Source organism: Paraburkholderia sp. A1RI_3L, from assembly GCF_048957895.1.
Taxonomy (GTDB): Bacteria; Pseudomonadota; Gammaproteobacteria; order Burkholderiales; family Burkholderiaceae; genus Paraburkholderia; species Paraburkholderia kururiensis.
Genome location: NZ_JARCHA010000003.1, coordinates 255171 through 279328 on the forward strand (window position 1 = coordinate 255171; position 24158 = coordinate 279328).

Annotated in this window: 22 protein-coding genes; 12 read left to right on the forward strand and 10 right to left on the reverse strand. The window is 64.7% G+C overall.

Annotation, left to right across the window (positions count from 1 at the left end; translation table 11 throughout):
- Positions 1 to 22: 22 nt before the first annotated feature.
- From PXJ20_RS10945 to PXJ20_RS10965, 5 genes are all read left to right on the forward strand, one after another.
- Entirely contained in the window at positions 23 to 1300 is a 1278-nt protein-coding gene (locus tag PXJ20_RS10945; protein ID WP_421031002.1) for an NAD(P)/FAD-dependent oxidoreductase, read from the forward strand.
- Complete coding sequence (locus PXJ20_RS10950) at positions 1297 to 2754, forward strand: aldehyde dehydrogenase family protein (RefSeq protein WP_421031003.1); 1458 nt, start codon at positions 1297 to 1299, stop codon at positions 2752 to 2754. Before PXJ20_RS10945 ends, PXJ20_RS10950 begins: the two co-directional genes overlap by 4 nt.
- Before the next feature lie 79 nt (positions 2755 to 2833).
- Entirely contained in the window at positions 2834 to 4054 is a 1221-nt protein-coding gene (locus PXJ20_RS10955; protein ID WP_421030698.1) for a M20 aminoacylase family protein, read from the forward strand.
- Between the two features lie 180 nt (positions 4055 to 4234).
- Positions 4235 to 5401: a DUF4382 domain-containing protein gene (locus tag PXJ20_RS10960; RefSeq protein ID WP_421030699.1), complete on the forward strand. Its 1167-nt coding sequence runs from the start codon at positions 4235 to 4237 to the stop codon at positions 5399 to 5401.
- A 503-nt stretch (positions 5402 to 5904) separates the two neighbouring features.
- The gene (locus tag PXJ20_RS10965; protein ID WP_421030700.1) at positions 5905 to 7185 is read left to right on the forward strand and encodes an NRAMP family divalent metal transporter; all 1281 of its coding nucleotides are present in this window, start codon (positions 5905 to 5907) and stop codon (positions 7183 to 7185) included.
- 67 nt (positions 7186 to 7252) lie between these two features.
- Here PXJ20_RS10965 and PXJ20_RS10970 read toward each other — a convergent pair whose 3' ends face one another.
- Both PXJ20_RS10970 and PXJ20_RS10975 read right to left on the reverse strand, forming a co-directional pair.
- On the reverse strand, positions 7253 to 7729 hold the full coding sequence (locus tag PXJ20_RS10970; protein ID WP_199541381.1) for a hypothetical protein: 477 nt from the start codon (positions 7727 to 7729) through the stop codon (positions 7253 to 7255).
- A gap of 716 nt (positions 7730 to 8445) precedes the next feature.
- Entirely contained in the window at positions 8446 to 10389 is a 1944-nt protein-coding gene (locus PXJ20_RS10975) for a diguanylate cyclase (RefSeq protein WP_421030701.1), read from the reverse strand.
- Between the two features lie 411 nt (positions 10390 to 10800).
- Here PXJ20_RS10975 and PXJ20_RS10980 point away from each other — a divergent pair, with 411 nt between their 5' ends.
- Positions 10801 to 11073: a DUF1488 family protein gene (locus tag PXJ20_RS10980; protein ID WP_026122051.1), complete on the forward strand. Its 273-nt coding sequence runs from the start codon at positions 10801 to 10803 to the stop codon at positions 11071 to 11073.
- A 13-nt stretch (positions 11074 to 11086) separates the two neighbouring features.
- Here the strand turns inward: PXJ20_RS10980 and PXJ20_RS10985 are convergent, their stop codons facing one another.
- Positions 11087 to 11296 (reverse strand): hypothetical protein, encoded by a 210-nt coding sequence (locus PXJ20_RS10985; protein ID WP_017777842.1) that lies wholly within the window; start codon positions 11294 to 11296, stop codon positions 11087 to 11089.
- A gap of 486 nt (positions 11297 to 11782) precedes the next feature.
- Between PXJ20_RS10985 and PXJ20_RS10990 the strand changes: the two genes are divergently transcribed.
- Positions 11783 to 12367, forward strand: a complete 585-nt coding sequence (locus PXJ20_RS10990; protein ID WP_421030702.1) for a Uma2 family endonuclease — start codon at positions 11783 to 11785, stop codon at positions 12365 to 12367.
- A gap of 224 nt (positions 12368 to 12591) precedes the next feature.
- Positions 12592 to 13509: a sterol desaturase family protein gene (locus PXJ20_RS10995; RefSeq protein ID WP_421030703.1), complete on the forward strand. Its 918-nt coding sequence runs from the start codon at positions 12592 to 12594 to the stop codon at positions 13507 to 13509.
- Here PXJ20_RS10995 and PXJ20_RS11000 read toward each other — a convergent pair.
- The 7 genes from PXJ20_RS11000 to PXJ20_RS11030 all read right to left on the reverse strand — a co-directional run bounded on the left by PXJ20_RS11000 (position 13506) and on the right by PXJ20_RS11030 (position 20732).
- A complete protein-coding gene (locus tag PXJ20_RS11000) occupies positions 13506 to 13775 on the reverse strand; it encodes a hypothetical protein (RefSeq protein WP_017777845.1) in 270 nt (89 codons plus the stop codon). The genes PXJ20_RS10995 and PXJ20_RS11000 overlap by 4 nt on opposite strands.
- Positions 13776 to 13944: 169 nt before the next feature.
- Positions 13945 to 14100, reverse strand: a complete 156-nt coding sequence (locus PXJ20_RS11005) for a hypothetical protein (RefSeq protein WP_017777846.1) — start codon at positions 14098 to 14100, stop codon at positions 13945 to 13947.
- A gap of 35 nt (positions 14101 to 14135) precedes the next feature.
- Positions 14136 to 14879 carry an acetoacetyl-CoA reductase gene (phbB, locus tag PXJ20_RS11010; RefSeq protein ID WP_126875826.1) on the reverse strand — a complete coding sequence of 248 codons (744 nt, stop codon included), beginning with the start codon at positions 14877 to 14879 and terminating at the stop codon, positions 14136 to 14138.
- A 182-nt stretch (positions 14880 to 15061) separates the two neighbouring features.
- A complete protein-coding gene (gene phaP, locus PXJ20_RS11015) occupies positions 15062 to 15634 on the reverse strand; it encodes a TIGR01841 family phasin (RefSeq protein ID WP_421030704.1) in 573 nt (190 codons plus the stop codon).
- 198 nt (positions 15635 to 15832) lie between these two features.
- The gene (locus PXJ20_RS11020) at positions 15833 to 16030 is read right to left on the reverse strand and encodes a hypothetical protein (protein ID WP_026122052.1); all 198 of its coding nucleotides are present in this window, start codon (positions 16028 to 16030) and stop codon (positions 15833 to 15835) included.
- Between the two features lie 509 nt (positions 16031 to 16539).
- Entirely contained in the window at positions 16540 to 18891 is a 2352-nt protein-coding gene (locus tag PXJ20_RS11025) for a helicase C-terminal domain-containing protein (protein WP_421031004.1), read from the reverse strand.
- A gap of 5 nt (positions 18892 to 18896) precedes the next feature.
- Positions 18897 to 20732: a VRR-NUC domain-containing protein gene (locus PXJ20_RS11030; RefSeq protein WP_421030705.1), complete on the reverse strand. Its 1836-nt coding sequence runs from the start codon at positions 20730 to 20732 to the stop codon at positions 18897 to 18899.
- 83 nt (positions 20733 to 20815) lie between these two features.
- On the opposite strand from PXJ20_RS11030, the gene PXJ20_RS11035 reads away from it, so the two are divergent.
- The 4 genes from PXJ20_RS11035 to bamC all read left to right on the forward strand — a co-directional run bounded on the left by PXJ20_RS11035 (position 20816) and on the right by bamC (position 23756).
- Positions 20816 to 21154 (forward strand): nucleotide pyrophosphohydrolase, encoded by a 339-nt coding sequence (locus tag PXJ20_RS11035; protein WP_277597734.1) that lies wholly within the window; start codon positions 20816 to 20818, stop codon positions 21152 to 21154.
- Between the two features lie 177 nt (positions 21155 to 21331).
- Positions 21332 to 21913, forward strand: coding sequence for a hypothetical protein (locus PXJ20_RS11040; RefSeq protein WP_421030706.1), 582 nt, complete (start codon positions 21332 to 21334; stop codon positions 21911 to 21913).
- A 174-nt stretch (positions 21914 to 22087) separates the two neighbouring features.
- On the forward strand, positions 22088 to 22315 hold the full coding sequence (locus PXJ20_RS11045) for a hypothetical protein (protein WP_199541386.1): 228 nt from the start codon (positions 22088 to 22090) through the stop codon (positions 22313 to 22315).
- Positions 22316 to 22529: 214 nt separating this feature from the next.
- Positions 22530 to 23756: an outer membrane protein assembly factor BamC gene (gene bamC / locus PXJ20_RS11050; RefSeq protein ID WP_017777857.1), complete on the forward strand. Its 1227-nt coding sequence runs from the start codon at positions 22530 to 22532 to the stop codon at positions 23754 to 23756.
- The last annotated feature ends 402 nt before the right edge of the window (positions 23757 to 24158 follow it).

A 24158-nucleotide genomic window follows, 5' to 3' on the forward strand; every position in this document is an offset into this window, starting at 1 on the left:
TGCGCCTGCTTTGGAGTGTGTGATGCATCTGGGTTCTTACTGGCTGGATACCTCCGAGCCCTTCGCCGGCAGCACGCCCGAGATCGCCGGTGGAGAATGCGACGTCGTCGTGGTGGGCGGTGGAATCACGGGCTCGGCAGCTGCATTGGCGCTGGCAAAGAAAGGTGCGCGCGTCATTGTGTGTGAAGCAGGAACCGTGGGACAGGCTGCGTCGGGCCGCAATGGCGGCATGTGCAACAACGGCTTTGCGCAGGACTACGCGTCGCTCTCGCAGCGCATTGGCACCGAACTGGCCAACCGGTTGTATCGCGCGTTCGACGCCGGTGTCGATACGGTCGAGCGGCTGGTCAGGGAAGAGTCGATCAATTGCGATTTCGTGCGCAGAGGAAAACTCAAACTCGCAGCGAAGCCCGAGCATTACGACAAGCTGGTGCGAAGTCAGGCATTGCTCGCCGCGGGCGTCGACCCGGATACGCGCGTCGTGACGAAGGCCGAGCTTCGTAGCGAGATCGGTTCGAACCGGTATCACGGCGGATTGATCCTGGAGAAGAGCGCGGGGATGCACGTGGGGCGTTATGTTCGCGGTCTCGCGAAGGCTGCGCAGGCACGTGGCGCACACATCCTTGAACACGCGCCGGTGCTAGGTTTGCAGCGTGAAGCTCGCGGCGCATACGTGGCGCGAACGCCGCATGGAACGATCCGCGCGTCACAGGTGTTGCTCGCAAGCGGCATCTCGCAGGTGGGACCATTCGGCTGGATTCGGCGCAGGATCGTGCCGGTCGGCGCTTTCATCATCGTCACCGAGCCGTTGTCGCAAGAGCTGCTCGACCGGTTGCTGCCAACTCGCCGGATGGCGACCGATACCAAAAACTTCGTCAACTTTTTTCGTATCACGCCCGACAACCGGATGCTGTTTGGTGGTCGTGCGCGTTTCGCGATGTCGAACCCTGCGTCCGACGAAAAGAGCGGACTGATTTTGCGCGCTCAAATGGCCACGGTGTTTCCGGAACTGGCAAACGTGCGCATCGACTATTGCTGGGGCGGCATGGTCGATATGACGGCCGACCGCCTGCCGCGCGCGGGGCAGAAAGACGGCATCTACTATTCGATGGGATACAGCGGCCACGGTACGCACATGGCCACGCTGATGGGTACGCTCATGGCGGAAATCATGGATGGGCGCGCCGACCTCAATCCGTGGAACGACTTCGCCTGGCCTGCTATTCCCGGTCATTTCGGCAAGCCATGGTTTTTACCGCTGGTGGGCGCCTGGTACCGGCTCAAGGACACATTGCAATGAATTCACCTGTTCGTCACCTGACGCAAGCTGGAAGGCTGGATCGGTTCTACATCGACGGGGAATGGACGGTTCCCGACGGCACCGACCGAATCGCCGTGGTTTGCCCGTCTACCGAAGACACAGTCTGCGAGCTCGCTGCTGGAAACGAACGCGATGTGGACCGGGCAGTACGCGCCGCGCGCAGGGCCTTCGCTTCGTGGTCCGTAACGTCGCCGCAACAGCGTGCGGCCTTGCTCGACCGCGTTCATGCCTTGGTACTCGAACGGGCGGAGTTGTTTGCCACGGCACTGGCCACGGAAATGGGCGCGCCGATCAGTTATGCCCGTGGCGCGCACGTACCATTTGCGGCCGAACACATTCGGGTCGCGCGCGACAATCTGGCAAATTACCCGTTCCGAACGCAGCGAGGAACGACCGCGATCGTGCGCGAGCCCATCGGCGTGTGCGCGCTGATTACGCCATGGAACTGGCCCATTTATCAGATCACAGCGAAAGTGGGCCCGGCGCTCGCGGCGGGGTGCACCGTGGTCCTGAAACCCAGCGAACTCTCGCCGCTCAGCGCCCTGCTCTTTGCAGAGGTGATTGCGGACGCGGGCGTTCCCGCGGGCGTATTCAATCTGGTGAACGGAACGGGCGCGGTAGTGGGCGCATCGCTTTCGTCTCATCCGAAGGTCGACATGGTTTCGATCACCGGTTCGACACGTGCTGGTGTGCTGGTTGCGCAAGCGGCGGCACCCACCATCAAGCGCGTGGCGCAGGAGCTCGGCGGCAAGTCGCCCAACGTTGTGCTGCCCGATACCGATCTGTCGCGCGCCATCGCGCCTGGCGTTGCCGCCGCGTTCCGCAACATGGGCCAGTCGTGCAGCGCACCCACGCGGCTCATCGTGCCGCGCGGCGCGCTGAAGCGCGTCGAGGAGCTGGCCGTCGCAGCCACACAGCAGATGATTGTCGGCGACCCGTTCGTCGAGGCGACCACGCACGGACCGCTGGCTAATCGCGCGCAGTTTGACCGCGTGCGGCAGATGATCGAAGCGGGTATCGACGAAGAGGCGACGCTGATTACGGGTGGCCCCGGAAGACCCGCAGGATTCGGCCGAGGCTTGTATGCGCAGCCCACGATCTTTTCCGACGTGCGCACCGATATGACCATCGCCCAGCAGGAGATATTTGGTCCTGTACTCGCCATCCTTCCTTACGATACCGTCGAAGAAGCGATCGCCATCGCGAACGACACGGTGTACGGGCTCGGCGCGCATGTGCAAGGCACGGACAAGGCACTCGTGCGTTCGGTGGCTGCGCGCATCCAGTCGGGCCAGGTGCATTTGAACTATCCGGCATGGGACCCGCAGGCGCCGTTTGGCGGCTATAAGCAATCGGGGAACGGTCGCGAGTATGGGATCGAAGGTATGGAGGAGTACATGGAGGTGAAGTCGATCGTCGGGTTCTACGATTAAAGCAGCGCCCACGCCTCGCGCGATCACAGTACGGATTTGAAGTCATTTGCTTGCTAAAGGTGCCGAGATGGTGCCGAGATTGGAACCCTCCGTGATTCCCGAGACTTCGTTGAAAACGCATCACGCGCACTGGGCGAAATTGCGACGTGACCTGCATGCCCATCCCGAGTTGCGATTCGAAGAGCACCGAACCGCCGACGCGGTTGCCCGCGAGCTCGAAGCCTTGGGCTATGCCGTGTCGCGCGGGCTGGGCGGTACCGGTGTGGTCGCGAGCCTGCCTGGCGCGTCGGCCGAGTGGGGAATCGTGCTGCGCGCCGATCTGGATGCATTGCCGATACGGGAGGCCAACGATTTCTCGCATGCATCGTGTGCGGATGGCGTCATGCATGCTTGCGGGCACGATGGGCACACAGTGATGCTGCTGGGTGCGGCGCGCATCCTGAAGGAGCTGCCGCAGTTGCCTGGCACCGTTCACTTCGTGTTCCAGCCGGGCGAAGAGGGCGGCGCCGGTGCGCGCAAGATGATCGACGACGGGTTATTCGAACAATGCCCAACGCAAGCGGTGTTTGGCATGCACAACTGGCCCGGTTTGCCGGCGGGACATTTCGGTTTGCGCACGGGCCCCATCATGGCTGCCGGCTCCAGATTCAGGATCACGATAACGGGCAAGGGGGCGCATGCGGCGCAGCCGCATCTGGGCCTTGATCCCATCCCGCTCGCCTGCTCGATGGTGCTGCAGTGTCAGACCATTGCCGCGCGGCACAAGGACCCTGCGGATCCTGCTGTTATTTCCGTCTGCATGTTCCATGCGGGCGATACGGACAACGTCATTCCGGACAGTGCCGAACTGCGGGGAACGATCCGCACGTTGTCGTCGGGGCTGCAGCAGCAATTGCAGCGAGACATCGAGCGCATGTGCGAAGGGCTGGCTTCCGCCTATGGCGCGCAGGTCGAGGTTACTTTTTTTCAGTACTATCCCGCGACGATCAACACGCCGAACGAGACGGCGTTGTGCGAAGCAGTGATTCGGCAGACGTTTGGAGAGGTCTGCCTTGATAGCGACATCCCGCCGAACATGACCTCCGAAGACTTCGGTTTCATGCTGGAAGAGCGGCCCGGCGCGTACGTGCTGATCGGTAATGCCGCGACGGGAATGGCTGCGCCCGGCCTGCATCACCCGAAATACGATTTCAACGATGACATCATTCCCGTAGGCGTCCGGTATTGGGTTGCATTGGCGCAGCGTTATTTCGCTATGGCGCAGGAGAAGGGCGCGCAGCGGCCGGAATTTTCCAATTAAGACCGGGACGGAAATTGGGCTAGCCTCACTAAGCGGCCCAAGAAGCGGCCCAGGCGACCTTTCCGCAACCCCAACTTCGCCGGCATTCCAACAAGTTACGCTTTGTTTCAAAGTGCAAAAGTTGCGGCTTTCGCGGCAACGTATTCTTCCGGCACCACTCACAAAACAACAGGTGTTGCCATGAATGACTGGAGGAAGACACTGCTTGCCGCTGCTTTTGCATCGGTGGCATTAGCCGCGTGCGGCGGAGGAGGTGGAGGGGGAGGCGGCACGCCGACGGGCACCGTCAACGTTCAAATGACCGATGCGCCTTCGTGCGGCTTCGATCACGTCTATGTGACGGTCAGCCAGGTGCGTATCAACGCGAGTTCGAGCGCGGGCGACAACGACAGCGGATGGACCAACATTACGCTTGCCACTCCGCAGAAGATCGATCTTCTCTCGCTCATCAACGGGACGATGGCCACACTTGGGCAGGCGTCGCTTCCTGCCGGGCAATACCAGCAGGTGCGCCTCGTGCTGACCCAGAACCAGGGTAATACGGTGGCCAATTCGGTCGTGGTTTCAGGCACGACCAACGAACAACCGCTAGCCACGCCGAGTGCGACGCAGAGCGGCCTCAAGATCATCCGGCCGTTTGACGTGGCCGCGAACGCGACGGTCGATCTCGTTCTCGACTTCAACGCCTGCAAGTCGGTCGTCCAGCAGGGCAACGGTTCCTACACGCTGAAGCCCGTGATTACGGCGACGCCCACCAACGTGGCCGGCATCATCGATGGCTATGTCGCGCCGGCCGAGGCGGGCGCCACGGTGTACGCGGAGCAGAGCGGCAAGGTAATCAGCGGAACGGTTGCGGACAGCACGGGGCATTTCGTTTTCTCCACGCTCGTGCAGAGCTCCACGAACGGCAATTACGACATCGTCATTGCGCAGCCCGACGAGACGACGGGCATCATCACGTCGGTACCGGTCGTGGTCGGGGCAACGACGCATGTGTCGACTTCGTCGGCGCCCGTCACGTTGCCGGCCGCTACGATGAATACGGTGAGCGGCACAGTGACGGCATCCGCGGATGCGAGCCTGCGTGCGCTGCAGAAAACGTCGTCGGGCACCTATGAGATTGCATCGGCCAACGCCAATCTCGATACGGGCGCCTATACGACGAGCTTGCCGGTCGCGGCCCCGATGGTGGCCGCCTATACGGGCACGCTGCCGGTCGCGTTCTCTGCGGCTGCGTCGTCGGCCGGTCAGTACACGATAGAGGCCGATGCGGCGTCGGGCGCGACGCAGTCCACGGCGGTCAGCATCACGAGCGGCAGTCAATCAGGCATCAACTTCACTTTCTGACAAACAAGGCGTAACGGAGGGGCGTGCCCCTCCTCGCGGGGATTCCATGAAAAAACTCATCGCAGTCGCCGCCGTGGCGACGGGCATGTTGGCAGGTTGCGCGGTGTACGTGCCGGACGCACCCGGCGTAGTCGTTCACCCGCAAGGCGGCCCAGGTAACGGATTCTGTCCACCGGGACAGGCCAAGAAGGGCAACTGCTAGAGAAGTAAGGCAGAAAAACGACGGGCGCCGCTGGCGCCCTTCGTTTTTGCGTCGCTGGGACGCTCAGGCTTTGTAACCGATAGTAAGTTGTGCGTACGCAATATGTGCCGAGGTGCGGTGCGTCATGCAGTTCCGCGCGGCTCGATCACGCCTCGGGGAATTGCATTGGACAACACATAATGTGCGCCGCGGCCCCATGCTGTCCGTTCTCCGACGCAAGCACGGCGAATGACTGCACCGAGCGCCGTTCACGGGAACACGCATTGCGAGGATCACGCCACACTGTGCTCGGGACCCAACGATGGACAACGTGCGCGAACCAGAAACCGCGGACACGGCGAACCCGTTCTGGCTGAAGAGGCTGGGCCCCGGCCTGATCACCGGGGCGGCGGACGACGACCCGAGCGGTATCGGCACCTACACGCAGGCGGGTGCGCAATTTGGCTTTAGTCTGCTATGGACCGTGCTGCTCACCTATCCGCTGATGGTGGCAATCCAGATGATCAGTGCACGGATCGGGCGGGTGACCGGCAGGGGGCTCGCATCGAACATCCGGCAGTTCACGCCGCGCTGGGTCGCGGTGCTTCTCGTGTTGCTGCTCGTGGCGGCGAACACGATCAACATCGCGGCGGACCTCGCGGCGATGGGAACGTCGGTGCGTCTGGTGACGGGCGGTCCGCAGCAGCTCTATGTGGTCGTGATCGGCGTGGTTTCCGTCGTGCTGCAGGTTTTCGTGCCCTACGAGCGGTATGCGCAGATACTCAAGTGGCTCACGCTGGTGCTCTTCTCGTACGTTGCCGTGGCACTCGTCGTGCCCATCGATTGGCGCGAGGTGGCGGTGGCCATCGTCCATCCGCAGGCGACACTCTCCGCGGATTACCTGACCGCCGTGGTCGCCGTATTTGGCACGACGATCAGCCCGTATCTGTTCTTCTGGCAGGCGTCGCAGGAGGTCGAGGAGATGCGTGCGGCCCCGGGCGACGCGCCACTCAAGCACGTGCCGCAACAGGCCGCCGCCCAGTTCGCGAGGATCAGCGCGGACACCTGGACCGGCATGGCCGTCTCGAACGGTATCGCGTTCTTCATCATGCTCACGGCGGCGTCCACCCTGCACAGCCATCACGTCGAGATCAAGACATCGGCCGACGCTGCTCGCGCGCTTGCACCGATCGCCGGCAAATGGGCGTCGCACGTTTTTGCGCTGGGCATTCTGGGCACGGGGCTGCTTGCGCTTCCGGTGCTCGCCGGGTCGGCTGCGTACGGGATGGCCGGCGTGTTCCGCTGGCGCAGCAGCCTTGCGCTGCGCCTCGTGCTCGCGCGCGAGTTCTACGCGGTGATTGCGGTCGCGATTCTGGGCGGCGCCGCCATGACCTTCTTCCACTTCGATCCGGTGAAGGCGCTCTACTGGAGCGCCGTGATCAACGGTGTCGCTGCCGTGCCGGTCGTGATCGTGGTGATGCTGATGGGCACGAACGCTCGCGTGATGCGCGAGTTTGCGGTGACGGGATGGCTCAAGACGGCCGGGTGGGCGGTGGCCGGCATCATGGCGATCGCTGCGGCGGGTACGCTGCTTCCGGGTTAGACACCGCGCCGCGCGCTTCGCTATCGGCGTGAACGGTAGCTATGCCGCTGCAACGCCGCGCATGTTGTTACTTCGAGCCGGCTGCGATGCGCTCGCTGAGGAACCGCGGGAACCCGTTCTGCGTGGCGACGATCTTGCTGGCGCAATCGTCGTAGTCGGAGCCCATGGCGCGGTTCGGGCCGTACATGCCGCGGCACTGCGCGTAGAGCGTGATGGTGGCGCCGCCACTATGCGGCACGCGCGTCGCGGAAAAGGTGGCCTTGCCCGATCCGCCGGGCACGTCGGTATCGATGGTTTCGCTGCTGGTGCTGACGATTGACGTGGCCGAGCGCTGTGCGATGTAGTCGCGCGTCAGCGCCCAGGCCTTGTCGCACTGCGATGCGTCGCGGCATGAGACCGTTGCGGCCCGTTGTGCCGCTTCCAGCGCATCTTCGGTGCGGTTGAAATCGCGTTCGCGTTGCGCGTCCTTGTCGGCCGACGACATGCAGCCGGCAAGCGCGAATGCAATGGATGCCGCAAGCGCGGCGGCGATGATGGTCCTCACGGATCGAACTCCCCAGTCTGGTTCGACCGCGATTATAGAGCGCGAGGGGAGGGTGCCGCGATTGGCGCCCGGTGCAGGATGCACGAATGGATACGGCCGCTCGCGTCCTTGCGGATTCGAGCGGCCCGAACTGCGTACTCAACTACATGCTGAACTGCGTGCTGCCTTGCTTGCTACAACCGGTACTACAGACTGCAACTGCTTCGTGCAACAACAGCGTCAAATACGTGAAACGGACTGCCACAACAAACCGCCACAACAAACCGCACACCACGGACAACAACCCATCACAACGAACCGCGACTACGCAAACTCACAACAACGAACTACCGCTACGCAAATCCACCACAACGAACTGCCACTGCACAAACTCACTCCAACGAGAAGCCACTGCACAAACTCACTGCGTGTTACTGCAACTTCAAGACTGCACGTGCTGCAACTGATATCAACGGTACTGGTTCACAACACCACCGGAGGGGAGCCGGGGATGGAGCCGATGTCGCGCTCCATGGAAAACAGTGTAGGCGCTGCGCACGCAATCCAATTGGTCGAAAGGGGCAAGGTATGGCGGCTAATTTGGGCAATTGATCGAAGCCGGGTGCAACGGCGCAAGTCCTGGCGTACCTGGCGTACCCGAGTCCCGGCACAGCCCGACATCCCCACAGCGGGCCGCAGGGCGGTCCGAACCTTTAGCCGCTATCGCATCAGCGCACTCAAACCTCGGCCGTCAGCCATCCCTGACTGGCAATGCGGTTTCTGCCGAGGCGCTTCGCCCGATACAGCGCCGCATCGGCTGCGCCCACCAGCATGCGGACGGTGACCTCTGCGCCGCCCCTTGCGGCCGCCACGCCGACACTCACCGTCACCGTTTGCCGGTTGCTCGCCGCATGCGGAATGCGCTGCAGTTCGACGCCGCAGCGAATGCGTTCGGCAGTCTCGAGCGCGTCATCAGGATCGCTGTCACCGAGGATGATCGCGAACTCTTCGCCGCCGTAACGCGCCGCCATACCGGTGTGCGGCACTGCGGCTGCAATGGCGCTCGCCACGGCCCGCAGGCAGTCGTCTCCGGCCTGATGGCCGTAGGCGTCGTTGTAGGCCTTGAACTCGTCGATGTCGACGAGCAGTAGCACGACGCCCGCACTCGCATTCGCCGCGTCGGCCGAAAGCAGGCTGCGCTTGAGCTCGATGTCGAAGTGGCGCCGGTTGTAGAGCCCCGAGAGGCCGTCGACATAGGCAAGACGTTTGAGCTCGATCTGCTCGGCATCGCGCCGCTGGTCTTCGAGTGTGCTGGCGTTGATGTCGCGCATGGTGAACGCGAGCGCGTCGAACGGGAGGTGCGGGGGCGTGAACGCCGGCGAAAGCAGGCTCTGCATCCAGATATGCGAGCCATTGGCGTGCCGCGCGCGGTAGCGGATCGCGACTTCGCCGCGGTCGCACTGCACGGCTTCGATTGCGGACTCCACAGCGGGGCGGTCCGCCGGATGAACGAGGCCGAGCACGCCTGTGCCCATGAGTGCAGCCGGCAGGTAGCCGAGCTTTGACTGAACGCGCGGCGATACGTAGGTCACCGTGCCGTTCAGCGAGAGTTGCATGACTACGTCGTCGGCGTTTTCTGCCAGCGCGCGGTAGCGCTGTTCGCTTTCACGCAGCAGATCGAGCAGCTTGCGGCGTTGCGCCTGGAGTGCGTTGATAGGAAACGCGATACCCAGGGCCGCGAGCACGAAGAGCTGCAGCGCGAGGATGCGAGCGTGATTCGACTCGTGATGAGGTTCGATCCACAGCGCGCCCTGGCCGTGGATCGTGAAAGCCATCGCAATCGCAATCAACAGCAGCACGCCGACGAACACCGCGGCGAGTTCGGCCTCGAATGCGAGCACGGCCACGGGCGGCAGCGCCCAGTACGTGAGGCGCCAGGTGCCCTGACTAAAGACGGCAAGCGCAACCACGGCGAGCAACGCGAGCAACGCAAGCGTGCGATTGCGTCGTTCCGAGCGCCAGAGCGCGCGCAATTCGCCGGAGAAGAACACAAGCGCCGCGGGTGTGAAGATCGTCATCCCGAGGGCGTCGGCGACGACCCAGTCGCGAAACGAGGAGAACGGATGGGCGCCGAACCGCGCGTGAAGCAGCGACACCGCAACGGCCCCGGATGCGACCGGCGCGAGCGCGACGGCGCCTGCCACGAAGCGCAGGCAGCGACGCGGCCGCGCCAGTTCGGCGGTGCACGCAACGCGCGGGGCGAAGAGCAGCGCGATGACGACCTCGACGATATCGGCCGCCATGAACGAAGAAGACACGTAGAGGGAGTCGCCCCGCGCCAGGTTGGCGCCGAGAAAACCCAGCGCGCCGCCCAGCAGCACATGGAGCCGGCACGGTTCGCGAGCCGCGAGCGCCTGCGCGAGCAGTACGCCGTTGGCCACCCAGATCGGCAGCACTTCGCCCGACATGGCCCTTGCTGCGCCGCTGCCGAGGCAAATCAGAAAGACGAGTACGGCGGCCAGCGCGAACGCGCCGAGGCGTGTGTCCCGTGCGGGCGGCAAAGACGCGGCAGCGGACCGCGCATCGTCCGCAGCGTCGGGCGGCGCGAGTGGCGCAGTGGCCGCGGCGACGTCTGCGAAATCGTATTGCGCATCGGCGACTCGCCGGAGTTCATGCAGCATGCCTGCTCCCGATTCAGCGGTCGCCCTCTGTTTGTCCATATTCTGTGCACGCTTTAACCGATGTATACGGCATGCGCCGCCGGTTATTTAGACTGATGAATACGCAATCGCGAATCCGACAAGGTGCCGGGGAAGTTTCGAATGGGACTTGAGACGCGTGGCCGGACGTTCGTCTTTACCTTGTTTGCCGTGCGCGCAGTGAGGGCATGACGGCACTTTTACCGCTTGCTCGAACCGCTTGCCCTGCGCGGTTGTGCGGGCGATATGCACGCCGCGTGCAACGTCGCGCGGCCAGCTGGTTTTGCTTGAGAATGAGGTTGTCTCGCCTGTACGATATGGTGCAAGTGAGGTGCAGGCGGGGTGCGGGTCGGGGTGCAGGTCGGCCAAAAAAAATTCTGGCGAGTTCTCATCGTGGAAACCCTTGAACGTGAACCCGGCGTTTCGCCGGATGGACGCACTGTGGTCTTTTTCCTGTCGAGTCGAGGTCGCGACATCGAATGCGCCATTACGCGCGACGCACTCGAACAGCATTTCTGGGTACAGCCGGGCGACAGCGAGTTGCGCGTTCTCAAGGCATTTACCGATGGTCGCAAACGCATCGTCGCCGTCGCCGAGCGCAAGGTGCTCACGCATCCCGGCGAGCGGGTCGTGCTGACCGTCGCCGACTTCGGCGTGCGCAAATAGCCCGCTCGATCCTCTACTGCGATTCGAGCGCGTCACAGCGCGCCTGGGCGGTCTCGTCCGGGTACTGGTCGCGATACGCGTCGAAGATCTCTGCGCACAGTTGCGCAAGCGCCGCCACGTTGACGGCCTGATCCGCATGCTCGACTTCCCTCGCGCCCAGTATGTCGTCGAGGACCGGAGCAAGACGGCGCAGTCGATGAAAAGTCGCGTCGTCGAGTTTCATGGTGGACCTCCGGTAGGTGGCGCCGGACGGTGGCAAGACATGCTGTGCTGCTGTGCCCGCCGGCGAGCCTTGGTGTTCGCGTAATGCATGAGCGGCACGTTCCAGCCGTACACCGTGGAACGGCACCGAGATGGCCGGCATGGTTGCCATCCATCCTCGCGGGAACCCGCCAGGCCGGTTTCGGCGGCAGCCCCCGGTGATTCGGCGTGTCGCAACGTGTGCTCGTCAAATGGCGGCTGTCGCGCCGCACAACGAAGTCTCTACGTCTTCGACTTCGAATTCGGACCCCGTTTTTGAATCAAGCGGGTGGCGGCTCTGCGGCACACAATGCAGACCGGCTGCACGGAAGCGTCCATCAGAATCCCCGCTTGAAGGGCCTCGAAGCTACGTTGAGCATACCCTGGATTGTGCGCTGCACACATACTTAATAATTGTTAAGAGGCGGGTAGAGGGTATACGCTTAGGTGACTTCCCGACGAGACGCTTATGGGTACGCCTTCTCTTCTGGACCGCAATGGACTGTTAGCCTCCTGGCACCGGCTCGGTGCGGATGCGGGCTGGACTGCACCAAGCGGGCATGAACGGTATGAAGTCGACGAGGCCGGTGAAGCGGTGATCCATTCCCCGCCGTCCGCGCGTCGGCAGATCGTGCTCACGGACGCCTATTGCCAGCTCACCGAACAGATCGGCCATCTCGCCGTGATGTCGGCTGCGGTGACCACGCCCTCGTATGGCATACGGATCGCCGACGTCGTCTGGATGCCGTGCGAGAAATGGGAAACGTTCGACCGGGACGCGCCCGTGCCGTTCGTTCCCGATCTGTGCGTCGAAGTGCTGCTCGATCGCGACCGGCGCGACGACGTGGAACGCCGCGTGGCCGCCTATTTCGAGGGCGGCTGCAGCGAGGTGATTCTCGTGGATGCACGCGGCCAGGTGCAATTCTGGGGCGCGAGCGGACGCCGGCAGGCGTCGGTATTCGGCATCGTGCTCGCGTTCGATCCTCTGTATTTCGAGTTCGCCCACGGGGCGACGGCGGAGCCTCACAGCCGCGACGCCCGCTTCGGCCGCTGAAGCCTCGGTGTGGTGGCGTGGCGGCTATGTGCTAGCCGTCGCGTGCGGCTTGCCGCTACGCCGGTCGCCTCACAACCTGCGGCGTCGTTCTGCGCCGGTTCACTGTCTCTGCAGGGGCAGGCCGGTTCCGCTCAAGATTCCCCACCATCTGCCGACACTCAGACAGACAACGAGGCATTCGCCACGCGCCGCATCGTGCGCGCCGCAAGGGGACGAAAACGACAATGAGCAACGGCTTCTCCGCCGACGCGGCACACTGGCTCGCAGCCCTGCCGGCAGATTTCCTCGCTTCGCTGGCGACGGCAGGCGCCGTGCTCGGTGTCGCAATGGCGATCGAGGCACGCGTTCCGCATGCACAGGCGGCCTCTGCAAAGCATGCGTGGTTCAACGTCCGCTACATGATCGCCATGCTCGCGGCGCTTGCCTTGTTGCGACCGTTCGCGCTCGGTGTTTCCCTGGCGCTTGCGCGGGCGCTCGGCGGCGGATGGGTGACGTTCCGCGAGGGCGTGGCGGGCTGGTGCGAAGCCTTTGCTGCCGTGCTGTTGATGACGGATCTGCTCGAATACCTGTTTCATCGCGCACAGCACCGGTTCGCGGTGCTGTGGCGCATGCACGAACTGCATCACAGCGCGCCGCATTACGACGTCACGCTCGGCTACCGGCACTTCTGGCTGGAGCCGGTCATCAAGACCGCGCTGCTGTATCCGCTTGTCGGAATCGTATTCAAGGCGCCCACGAGCGTGGGGATGGCGGTGGGCATGGTGTTTCTCGTGAACCACCACGTGGCGCACCTGAATCTGCGGTTCTCTCCGCGGCGGTTCGGTCTCGTCGTGAGCCATCCGCAGTATCACCGGCTGCACCATTCGCGCCATGCTGCCGACTACAACCGGAATTTCTGCGACCTGCTGCCGCTGTGGGATATGGTGTTCGGCACGCTGCGCCGGCCGCGGCCTGACGAATTCGTCGAGATCGGTCTGGATTCGCTCGCGGCGCCACAGAGCATCGCTGATGCGTTGCTGTGGCCCTGGCGCCGCGAGTCATATGCGTCGCGTGCCTTATGTGATTCAGACGAGGCAGGCGATTCAGGCGATTCAGCGGCATCGGCTGTGCCCGCCGTTGCCGCGCTGCCGGAGCGCCGTTAGCCGCGCTCGCCGGTATCGGGACTGACCTGTGCCGCGCCTTCGAGGAAGCGCCGCGTCGCTTCGAACGACTGCAGCATCTGGTCGGGCCATGGCGTCTGCAGCATGACGGCCTGGTGGTTTTCGAACGCGGCCGAGAGGAGTTTCGCGAGTTCCGGCGAGCGCAGGTGCCGGAGCAGCACGCTGACCGCGATGGCGGTCGCCTGGCTCGCGCCGGCTGTTTGCAGTTCGGAAGTAGTGAGTGCGGCGAGCTGTTTGTTGATGTCCATACGATTGCCTTCAGGTTTTGCTGCGCCGATCAGCCGGCGCAGCGGCCCGATTTTGCCACGGACGGTGGCCCCGGACCGGCAGGGCGGCGGCTCGTGCGTGCCGTGGCCGTGGCCCGGGTCCGTGCCCCGATGCGCCGCGACGGCCGCTCACGATGGCACGCGGCAGCGCTCAATGCCGCCCGTGTCGCCAATGCCGGCGCACGTCGATCAGCCCGAGCCCCAGTTTCTTGCGCCGCCACTGCTCCAGACGGTAGTGTCCCGCGACGAAGATCGCGGCCATGGCGAGCGCGCACGATCCCACGACGATAGCCGTCGTCTCGTTCATTGCAGCCCTCCGTAGACGGTTTAGCGTACGCGCCGTTACTGGAGATACTGCCCGCCGTTGATGGCGATGTTCGCGCCCGTCACGAACCCTGCCTCGCGCGAGCACAGATAGGCGACGAGCGCCGCGACTTCGTCGGGGTCGCCCAACCTGCCCACCGGAATCTGCGGGATGATCTTCGTTTCGCGGATTTCTTCGGGCACGGCCATCACCATCTTCGTCGCGATGAAACCGGGCGACACGGTGTTCACCGTGACGCCTTTCTTCGCCACTTCGAGCGCGAGTGCCTTCGTGAAGCCGTGCATGCCGGCCTTCGCGGCCGCATAGTTGGTCTGCCCGAAGCCGCCCTTGCTGCCGATGATCGAGGAAATGTTGACGATGCGCCCCCAGCCACGCTCCACCATGCCGTCGCATACCGGCTTGGTCATGTTGAACACGGAGTCCAGGTTGGTGCGCAGCACGGCGTCCCAGTTGACCTTGTCGAGCTTCTTGAAGCTCGCATCCCGGGTGATGCCGGCATTGTTGATCAGGATGTCCACCGGTCCCACTTCGCTCTGGATCTGCGCGACGCAGCGCGTGCAGGAGTCGAAGTCGGCCACGTCCACCGGATAGGCGCGGAACTGCCGGCCTTGCGTCTCCATGCGGGCGAGCCAGCCGGAGGCGTCGGTGTTGCTGGGGGAGCAGGTGACGACCACGGCGTAGCCCGCGTCGTGAAGCCGGATGCTGATCGCTTCGCCAATACCGCCCATGCCGCCCGTCACTACGGCGATCTGCTTTGCCATCGGTTTTTCCTCAAAAACGGCTGCACCGGGAGCAGGCGCTCGCGGCACGGCCTTGGGTCAATACGAAATCCGCATCGGCGCGAGCGAGGCGCCGGTGCCCCGATATGCAATCAGCTTGAAATAAGGAATCCTGCCTTTGCAGGACGAAACCAGCAGCACGGGCGTGAGAGCCCGTGCTTCGTTTAGCGCTTTGCCGTGCCGGCGGCGGCTTGCTCGGCGCTGCGCCGCGCGGCCTTCGAGGCGGCGGTGGTGAGTGCTTCGAGATTGCTTTCGGTGACCTGCATGGCCTGCTTGCTGGCTTTTTGCAGCGTGTCGTAGAGCGTGGAGGTGGTGCCGATGGCCGACTTCCATGCCGCGATGGCCGCCTCGGACCCGGCCGGCGCGCTCTTGCCGGCTTCTTCCACGAACGCCTGGAAGCGTCCGTTATAGCGCTCGTATTGCCCCTCGGCGATCTGCGCGAGCGAGCCCTGAGTGGCCGACGCGATGTCGAATACATGGCGGCCGTAGGCCATGACCTTCTCGGTGAGCGGCGCGACGAACGCGGCTTGCAGCGCGACCCATTCCTGCGGGTTGGCCGAGCACTCGACCGCCTTGAGCGCATTGCCTTGCGCTTCGGCGAGATTCGACTTCGCCGCCTGCAGGTTCAGCGCAGCGAGCTTTTCCATGCCTTCGAAGAGCGTGTTCGCAAACGCGAAGAACGCGTCGGCATTAGCTTTCTGTGCGGTAACGATCTGGTCCTGACCCGGTAGAGCCATGATGAAACTCCTCTAGAGCCGGTGCCACGCGAGCCGTTGACGATAGCGGCGCGCAGGGCGACGGCGGGTGGCGATGTCGGAACGCCGATGCACGGCATGCATGGACGTCACGAGCGATGAAAGCTGATCGAACTTCGTGTACAGCAAGGCGGTGGCGCCGAGTCAGGGCGGCGCCGCCGCGCGCGAACGCTGTGCCTTTCAATGCGAGCGGTCGAACGCCTTGAGAAAGGAGTCGCCGTCGCTCGTCAAGCGGGCGCGACGTTGGCCGCAGGCCAGTTCTTCGAGCGAGACGAGCTGCCGTTCGAGCAGCGCGTCCAGTTCGGCGCGGCTGAAATCGACCTGGTCCGGCGCCTCTTTAACCAGCATCAAAGTGGCAAATTCATGTGGACTCAGCATTGCGTCTCCAGTCTCAAGCGTGCCGGGTTTGCGGGTTTGTCGGGTTTGTCAATTCCCAGGCAGGAATTACCTGAAAGCCAATGGGCGAGGAAAAATCGGGTAATTCCGGTAAATCGGCGTATCTCGGCAACGGGAGTGCCATGATAACCGCACAATTTTAGAATGCAATATCGGCGGTACATTTTCTTGCACCCGGACAAAACGCCGCCGTATTAATCGAACGGGCGTACGCGCGCGGGCAGACCCTGTCGGGCCGGGCGTGGTGCGTCGAGTAGTTATGTATGATGAATTCAATTCAAATCGAATAATAGTACTTTATTGCCCAGAAAATGCTGCCGAATGGGTTTTAATGTAGGGCTGAATTGAGTAACTTTTATTACACGGGTGCGGAGTTCGTCTCTGATCGGTTATGCATATCCGAATGGGCGGGCATTCGCCCGCCGACGGAATTTATGCTCACCTTTTCGTAATCGCAACGGGAAGCGGCAACGCGACCGCTCAGGCGCGCTTCAGGGCTGCAGCGTGGCGCCCGTAGCGCCCGTAGCGCGACTGGCTTTGACGGACCACGTCTGCACACGCCACCACGCGGGCAGCAGCGCGCGCACGTCGGCACGTGCAAAGCGGTCGTCAAGCAGATACACCACGCCGCGATCTTCCGGCGTGCGGATCACGCGGCCTGCTGCCTGTACTACTTTGCGAAGACCGGGAATGAGATACGCATAGTCGAAGCCGGCGCCATAGAGCTGTTGCATGCGCTCGCGCATCTGCTCGTTGACGTCGTTCACCTGCGGCAGGCCCAGCGTCGCGATGAAGGTGCCGATGAGCCGCGTGCCGGGCAGATCGATGCCCTCGCCGAAGGCGCCGCCGAGTACCGCGAAGCCCACGCCGCAGCCGTCAGGCACGAAGCGCGCGATAAAGGCCTGTTGCGCCGCTTCGTCCATCGTGCGCGACTGCTGCCAGACCGGCACATGCGGATAGCGCGACGCGAAGGCGTGGGCAGCGCGTTCCAGGTAGTCGTAGCTGCTGAAGAAGCACAGGTAATTGCCGGGCTGCCGCGCGAACTGGTCGCCCACCCGGTCCGCAATGGCGGCAAGCGACCCCTCGCGGTCGCGATAGCGCGTCGAAATGCCATGCGTCACGTAGACGTCGAGCTGCGCCGCGCTGAATGGCGAGCCGATATCGATGCTCACGGTCTCGTCAGGCAGGCCGAGCATGTCGGCGTAGTAGCCCGAGGGCGCGAGCGTGCCCGAGAACAGCGCGACGCAATGCGCCTGCGCCATGCGCGGCCGCAGCGCGCCGGCCGGCACCACGTTGCGCACGCACAGCGTGGAGCGCTTGCTGCGCGCGCCGCGCACCGAGTGCGGCGGGGCGAGCGTGATGTCGAAGAGCGAGTGCTTGTCGAAGCGCTCGGCGAGGCGGGCGAAATGCAGGGCGTCGAAGTAGAACCGTTCGAGTTCGGCGTCGTGCGGCTGCGGATGGTCCGCGAAGTAATCGCCGATCGTGGCGCAGGCCTGCTCGAGCGCGGCGATGAATTCGGCGGGCAACGTGTCGCCTGCGCGATACGACTCGTGCTGGTCGGCGTGCAGCGCGTTCCAGCGCCGGTGCACGCGCATGAGCGCGCTCGCGAGCGGCCTGGGTGCGCCACGCAGCACGGCGTCGAGCCGGGTCTGCGCGAGTTCGGCCGAGTACATGCTGCGTGCGCGGTCGGGCAGGTTGTGTGCCTCGTCGACGAGCACGCCGACGCGCCAGCCGTTCTGCGCGCCCAGCATGGGCAGCAAGGCGCTCACGTCGAAGTAGTAGTTGTAGTCGCCCACCACGACGTCGCTCCAGCGCACCAGCTCCTGGCTCAGGTAGTACGGACATACGTCATGGTCCAGCGCCACCGCGCGCAGCGCGGCGCGGTCGAGCCGGCCTGCGGCGACAGCGGCGCTGCGCGCGGCGGGCAGGCGGTCGTAGAAGCCGCGCGCAAGCGGACACGACTCGCCGTGGCAAGCCTTGTCGGGATGCTCGCAGGATTTCTCGCGCGCTACGAGTTCGACGATGCGCAACGGCAGGGCCGCGGGTGCGGCGCCGGCCGAGCCTTCGACCTGCGCCTGCGCGAGCTTTTCCAGCGTATCGAGCGCCACCTGTCGCCCCGAGCTCTTCGCGGTGAGGAAGTAGATCTTGTCGAGCCCCGCGCGCGGACACGCCTTCAGAAGCGGAAACAGCGTGCCGATGGTCTTGCCGATGCCCGTGGGCGCCTGGGCGAGCAGGCTGCGCCCGCTCACCGCGGCGCGATAGACCGACTCCGCGAGCGTGCGCTGGCCACTGCGAAAGTCGTCGAAAGGCAGGCGCAGCGCCGTGAGCGCGGCGTCGCGCGCGGCACGATGCGCCATCTCTTCGCGGGCCCATGCGAGAAAGCGGCCGCAGTGGTCGTCGAAATGCGCCTTGAGGGCGGCCGCGGTGGCGATCTCGGTCAGCACGGTTTCCCGCTGCGAGCCGATGTCGTAATAGACGAGCGCCAGTTCGATGGCATCGAGCCCGAGTTTCTCGCACAGCAGCCAGCCGTAGATGCGTACCTGCGCCCAATGCAGCGCGCGATGGTTTTCGCGCATCGCATGCAGGTCGCCGCGATAGGTCTTGATCTCTTCGATGCGCCGGGCCAGCGGATCGTAGCCGTCGGCGCGTCCGCGCACGGTGAGTTCGCCCCACGTGCCGGACACAGCGACCTCGGTCTCGTAATGCGCGGGGCGGCGGCCGGCGACGGCGAGATGGCCGGCGCGTCCTTCGTCCGCGGTGGGCGACGGCGTGAAGCGCAGGTCGAGGTCGCCGCGTTTGGCGGTGTACTCGCATAGCGCGCGCACGGCGACGGTCCAGTTCACGCAGTTCACGGCAGCGGCTCGCTGGCAGCTTCAGCGCTGCCGGGCGCGGCTTCGGCCGCGGTCTGTGCCGCTTCTTCCCAACGCACGTGCAGCACCGACACCGGCATGCCATGCGCGGCGCAGTATTCGAGCCAGCGCAGCTGGTTGTCCTGCAGACGGTCGCCAGGCCCTTTCACTTCGATCAGTGCGTAGCGACGCTCGGCAGGCCAGAAGCGTACGAGATCGGGCAGGCCCGAACGGTTCGTCTTCAGATCGGCGAGCAGCCGTTCGAACCATAGCCGCAGATGGGCCGCCGGAAAGCAGTGCAGCGCGAGGTCGAGCAGGTCGGGCGTCAGCATGCTCCACGCGACAAAGGGCGACTGCATGCCGGCTTTCGCCGCAAAGTTGGCCATGATGGTCTGCACGTACTCGCCCGTTTCGAGTTCGGCGAGACAGGCGGCGAAGAGCGCCGCGCGCCGGGCGACGAAGTCGGGTGCGTGCAGATCGGCCGGGCCGCGCTGGAACGGGTGGAAGAACGCGCCCGGCAGCGGCGCGAAGACGGCACGCCAGCACAGCAGGCCGAAGAGCGCGTTGATGAGCGTGTTCTCGACGTAGAAGGCCGGCGCGTCGGCCGAGGAAAGTTGCTCACAGGCAATGTCTTCGACGCGCGTCGGCTGCTCCGGCGCCGGCACCTGTAGCTCGTCGCGTACGACGGACGAGCCGAAGCCGCCATCGTGCCGGCGCAAGCGGTTGCGTTGCAGGCGCGCGAGCGTGCGGGCGTTGCGCTGGGCTTCCTCTTCGCTCTCGGGGGCTGTGGCGATCTGCTGGGCGAGAACCAGCGCATCGCTGCGGCGGCCCAGCGCTTCGAGCACGCGCACGCGCCGGTAGCGGGCGCCCGGATAGCGGCAACGCTCGTAGACGTGCAGCGCCAGATCCCACTGACGGCAGCGCTCGCTCTGCTGGCCGATGGCGAAGAGCAGCTTCTCGCGACGCGTCTGGAGCCAGGGGTTATGGCTCGCGCAGCCTTCGGCGGCTTCGATCAGTGCCATGAGCGCGTGGGGCTCGTCCGCGCTCTCGAGTGCGTCGCGCAAGGCGTCGAGCGCGAGATAGACCTCGACGTCGGCACGCTCCTGAAACGCTCGGGACGTGCTGTCGAACGGCACTGTCTCGTAGCGCAGCACGCCCAGGTCGGCGAGCACGAATTCCGACCAGTCTTGATGAAGGTTGCCGAAGAAGAGCAACCGCAGGCGCTCGCAAAGCGGCGCGACGGCGAGATGAAAGACGTGATCGTCCGCGCCTGGGCGCCAATGGCGGTAGGGGCGGCAGGTGCGGCAGGTGCCGTGTGCGGTATCGGTGCGAGGCATGTCGCTGCCCGCATCGGATAGCACGTTGGCCACCAGAGCTTCGACCAGCGCGGTTTTCGTCATGCGCCCATGCCCTGGCGGCAGCCACGCGGCGGGCAGGTCCCGACTCTGGTCCGCTACGGCCGTCACAACTGACGGTAATTCGCCGCGCGTGAGCAGCGCGGCGAGTTCGTCGACAGCAAGCAGCGGGTCCGAATCGATCCAGCCGAGCGCGACGAGCGGTTGCGCGGCCGCGATGGGGCAGCCAATCTCGTCGTAGCGCAGCCGACTTGTGCGAAAGAGCGGGCCCCGGCGCATGAGCATGCGCGTGAGAAGCGCCTGGGAAGGCTGCGCGAGCGTGGCGAACCGGTCGATGAAGTGCCGCTCCTCGACGCCGAGCAGGTCGGCTGAGCGCGCACCGATCCACGCGAGCGCCCGCTGGAAATTGGCCAGGTAATAGAAGGAGACGGAGAAGGAGGAGGTATCCGGGACAAACGGAGCCGGGAGGGTCGAGCGCACGTTGCGACAACTGTATGGATATACAGCTATGATAGCAGCCGTCGCGCGCGAGGCGGCGTGCAGCGGTACCCATGGAGAACGGCATGAAACTGATCGACATCGACGGGCTGCAGCGCACGGCGCTCGCATTCGCCGAGGCGCGCGGCTGGCGCAAGTTTCACAACCCCAAGAACCTGGCGATGGCGCTTTCCGTCGAGGTGGCGGAACTCGTCGAGATCTTTCAATGGAAGACGCCGGAGGAGTCCGCGGCTGTGATGGAAAGCGGCGAACGCGAGCACGTCGAGCAGGAGCTGGCCGACATCGCGATCTATCTGTCCGAGCTCGTGAGCGTACTGGGCGTGGATCTCGATGCCGCCGTGCGCGCCAAGTTCGAACTCAATGCGCGCAAGTATCCGGCTGTGGACGGCACGAGCGACGTTTGAGGCCGAGGTCGATACGTCAGGCAGTTGCCTCGCGGGGCATGAGGCCGGTGGCGCATGGGCTCGGGGCGAGCGCCCGGGCGGCGCTGCCTTCGCCTGGGGCGCCGTGCGGGGGCGCGTGCAGGTGCTGCCGGCCACGCCTCGTCGGCTACAATTGCGGCTCCCTGAAACGGAACAGCAATGAAAATTCGCACTCTTTGCGTCGCCGGCCTCGCGACCGTTGTCGCGCTCACAGCCGGATGCGTCGCCCTCTACACGAACCCTGGCCAATGCGAAACGGTCATGCGTGAACGGCTTGCCGAAACGCCGCTGGGCGCGATGTCGGTGACGCACACCTCGGTGGCGTACCGCGGCTCGCGTGTGGTCGTGGAAGGCGAGTTGCCGCGGCCGGCTTCAGCGGCTGTGGCAGCGTCGGCGGCTGTGGCTTCGGCGGCCGATTCCGTGGATGAAGGGAAAGAGGCGGACGCTGCCGACGCAGCCGCTGCTTCGGGCGCTTCCGCTGCACGAGGCGAGGTGGCGCGCGCGTCGGGGACGTCGGGCGCATCCAACGACGTGGCACGCGCGGCGTCGCCGGTGGGCGCCGCGAGCGCGCCCGAGGCCGCGAGTGCGCCTGCCTCCGGCTTCAAGGCCTGGTTTGCACGCTTGAAGCACAAGCCCGGCAAACCCATCGCCGCGGAGTGCACGTTCAACGAATCGGGACTGACGTCGTTCCGATGGCTCGCGCCGCCCGAACTCGCGAAGACCACGGCGGACGAAGACTGACCGGCTGTTCGCCGTCCGGGGGGTTCATCCGTCGATGAGTGCGCCGTGAGCGGCGACGCATCTCACTTGCCTCGCGGCCATCTGCCGTACCTTGCGCGCCGGCGCCTCCCGCGATTGACCGCTGCCTGCAAGCCCCGGTGCTACGATCGTTTCGTGGTGACGAAGGAGGGCGACATGGACGGCTACGTGACACACCAGATCGAAGGCGCATCGGTCGACATCGACGTGATGCCCGTAAAACCACACGGATTCTGCGCGCGTTTTCGCATTTTTCGCGACGCGACAGACGCGCCCGCGTGGCATCAGGTGCATGTTTCGGGCAGCGTGTTCGATACGGCGCAGGCGGCCGAAGAAGCGGCTTTGTCGATGGCGCTCGAGCAGGTTCTTGCGCGCGGCTCATAAGCGGGCAGGCGCGAGTTGCCGCGCTTGGCCCGCAACGCCTTGCTTGCGTGCTGCGCGTTGCACGGGCTGGTTGCTTCGCCGTCGGGCACGCGTTCGGAGCCCTGAGCAAAACGCCCGGCGTAGCCGGTTTTTGCCATTCGCCGTTGCGCACCGGTAGAATGGCAGGTTGATCCACGGGTAGAGGCCGTGGTGTAGCCGAAGGATTACCCCGAACATGACTGATTTCTATCAACGTCTTGCCACACGGACGGCCGCTCTGTTGATGGCAGGCGGGCTGGTCGCCGGCTGCAGCTCGCCGACGCCGGGTGCTATCGATTACCGCAGCGACACGAGGGCCAAGCAGTCCACGCTTGCCGTGCCGCCCAACATGCTGGAGGAGACCGCCGACCAGCGCTCGCTGCCCCCGCAAGGTGGCGCAACCACGCTCTCGCAACTGGAGCAGGTGCAAAAGGCGGCGCCCCAATCCGGCACCGTGTCGGTCGTACCGGCCGTCTCGGGCATGCATCTGCAGCGCGACGGCACAGAAAGCTGGCTCGTCGTCGACAACAAGACGCCCGACCAGCTCTGGCCGCAGATCCGTCGCTTCTGGCAGGAGCAGGGTTTCCTGCTCGTGGTCGATCAGCGCGACAAGCGCGTGATGGAAACTGACTGGAACGAAACCCATCCGCAGATCAACGAAGGGTTCATCCGCAACACGCTTTCGAAGGCCATGGGCAATTCGTACGTGACCGCGGAGCGCAACAAGTACCGCACGCGTCTCGAACAGGCGCCCGGCGGCGGCACCTACGTCTTCGTCAGCCAGAAAGGCCTGCATGAAGCGCTCGCCGGCCCGAACAACGAAACGAGCAAGTGGGTCGAGAAGCCCAACGATCCAGGCCTCGAAGTGGAATATCTGAAGCGGCTCATGGCGTCGCTGCAACTTGCCGACTCGCGTTCTGCCTCGGGCGACACGCAAGGCGCGCCGATCGCGACACAGGCGCCGGCGCCTGCATCGGGTGCGGCGAAGTCCGCAGCGGCCGCAACCGCTGCGCAGAACGCCGCGCTCGCCGCGCAACAGCCGCTGCCGGAAGAGTCCACCAAGGCGACGTCCGCACAATACACGGCGACGGAACTCACGCTGGGCGAGCCGTATGACCGTGCGTGGCTGCGTGTGGGCCTTGCGCTCGATCGCAGCAACTTCACCGTGGACGACCGCGACCGTAATCGCGGCCTGTACTTCATCCGCTACGTCGATCCGAAGGACATGAGCTCGGCCGAGCAGGGCTTCTGGAGCCAGGTGTTCCATGGCCGCAAGGAGAAGGTCGCGAAGCAGTACCGCATCAACGTGCGGGCAGTGACCGAGAACCAGACGCGCGTGGCCGTGGTGGACGACCAGGGCAACGTGGACACGTCCAAGCCCGCGAAGCAGATCATGAGCCTCGTGGTCGATCAGTTGCACTGATCGAAGATATCCGGAGGGATTGTCCGGCGCGCTCGTGCCGGACGCCCTCAGGAAAATCGAAACCCGCCTTGCTGCCGCAGGCGGGTTTTTTTGCGCCTGCGTTTCGTTCGGAGCGCGTGAGCGCCAGAAGGCTGGGCACCCGTCGTGTAACGTGACGTTACCCCGTAACGCGCTAGCGGCGCCCGTCGCCGCGTTTGCCGCCGCAACACCTCTTGTCGCTGCCGATTCGCTTCTCAATCAAGCACTTGGCGGCCATGTCCGGACACATTTTCCCGCTGGCATATAAGCTGCTTTTCAGGTTGCGCAAGCGTCTCGCGCCCCCGCGCAACCTTGTGCCCGATGGCGTTACATGAAAGAAGCGGTGCCGATGTGCGAGCGCGTGTGCATAAGCGCGCCACGAAT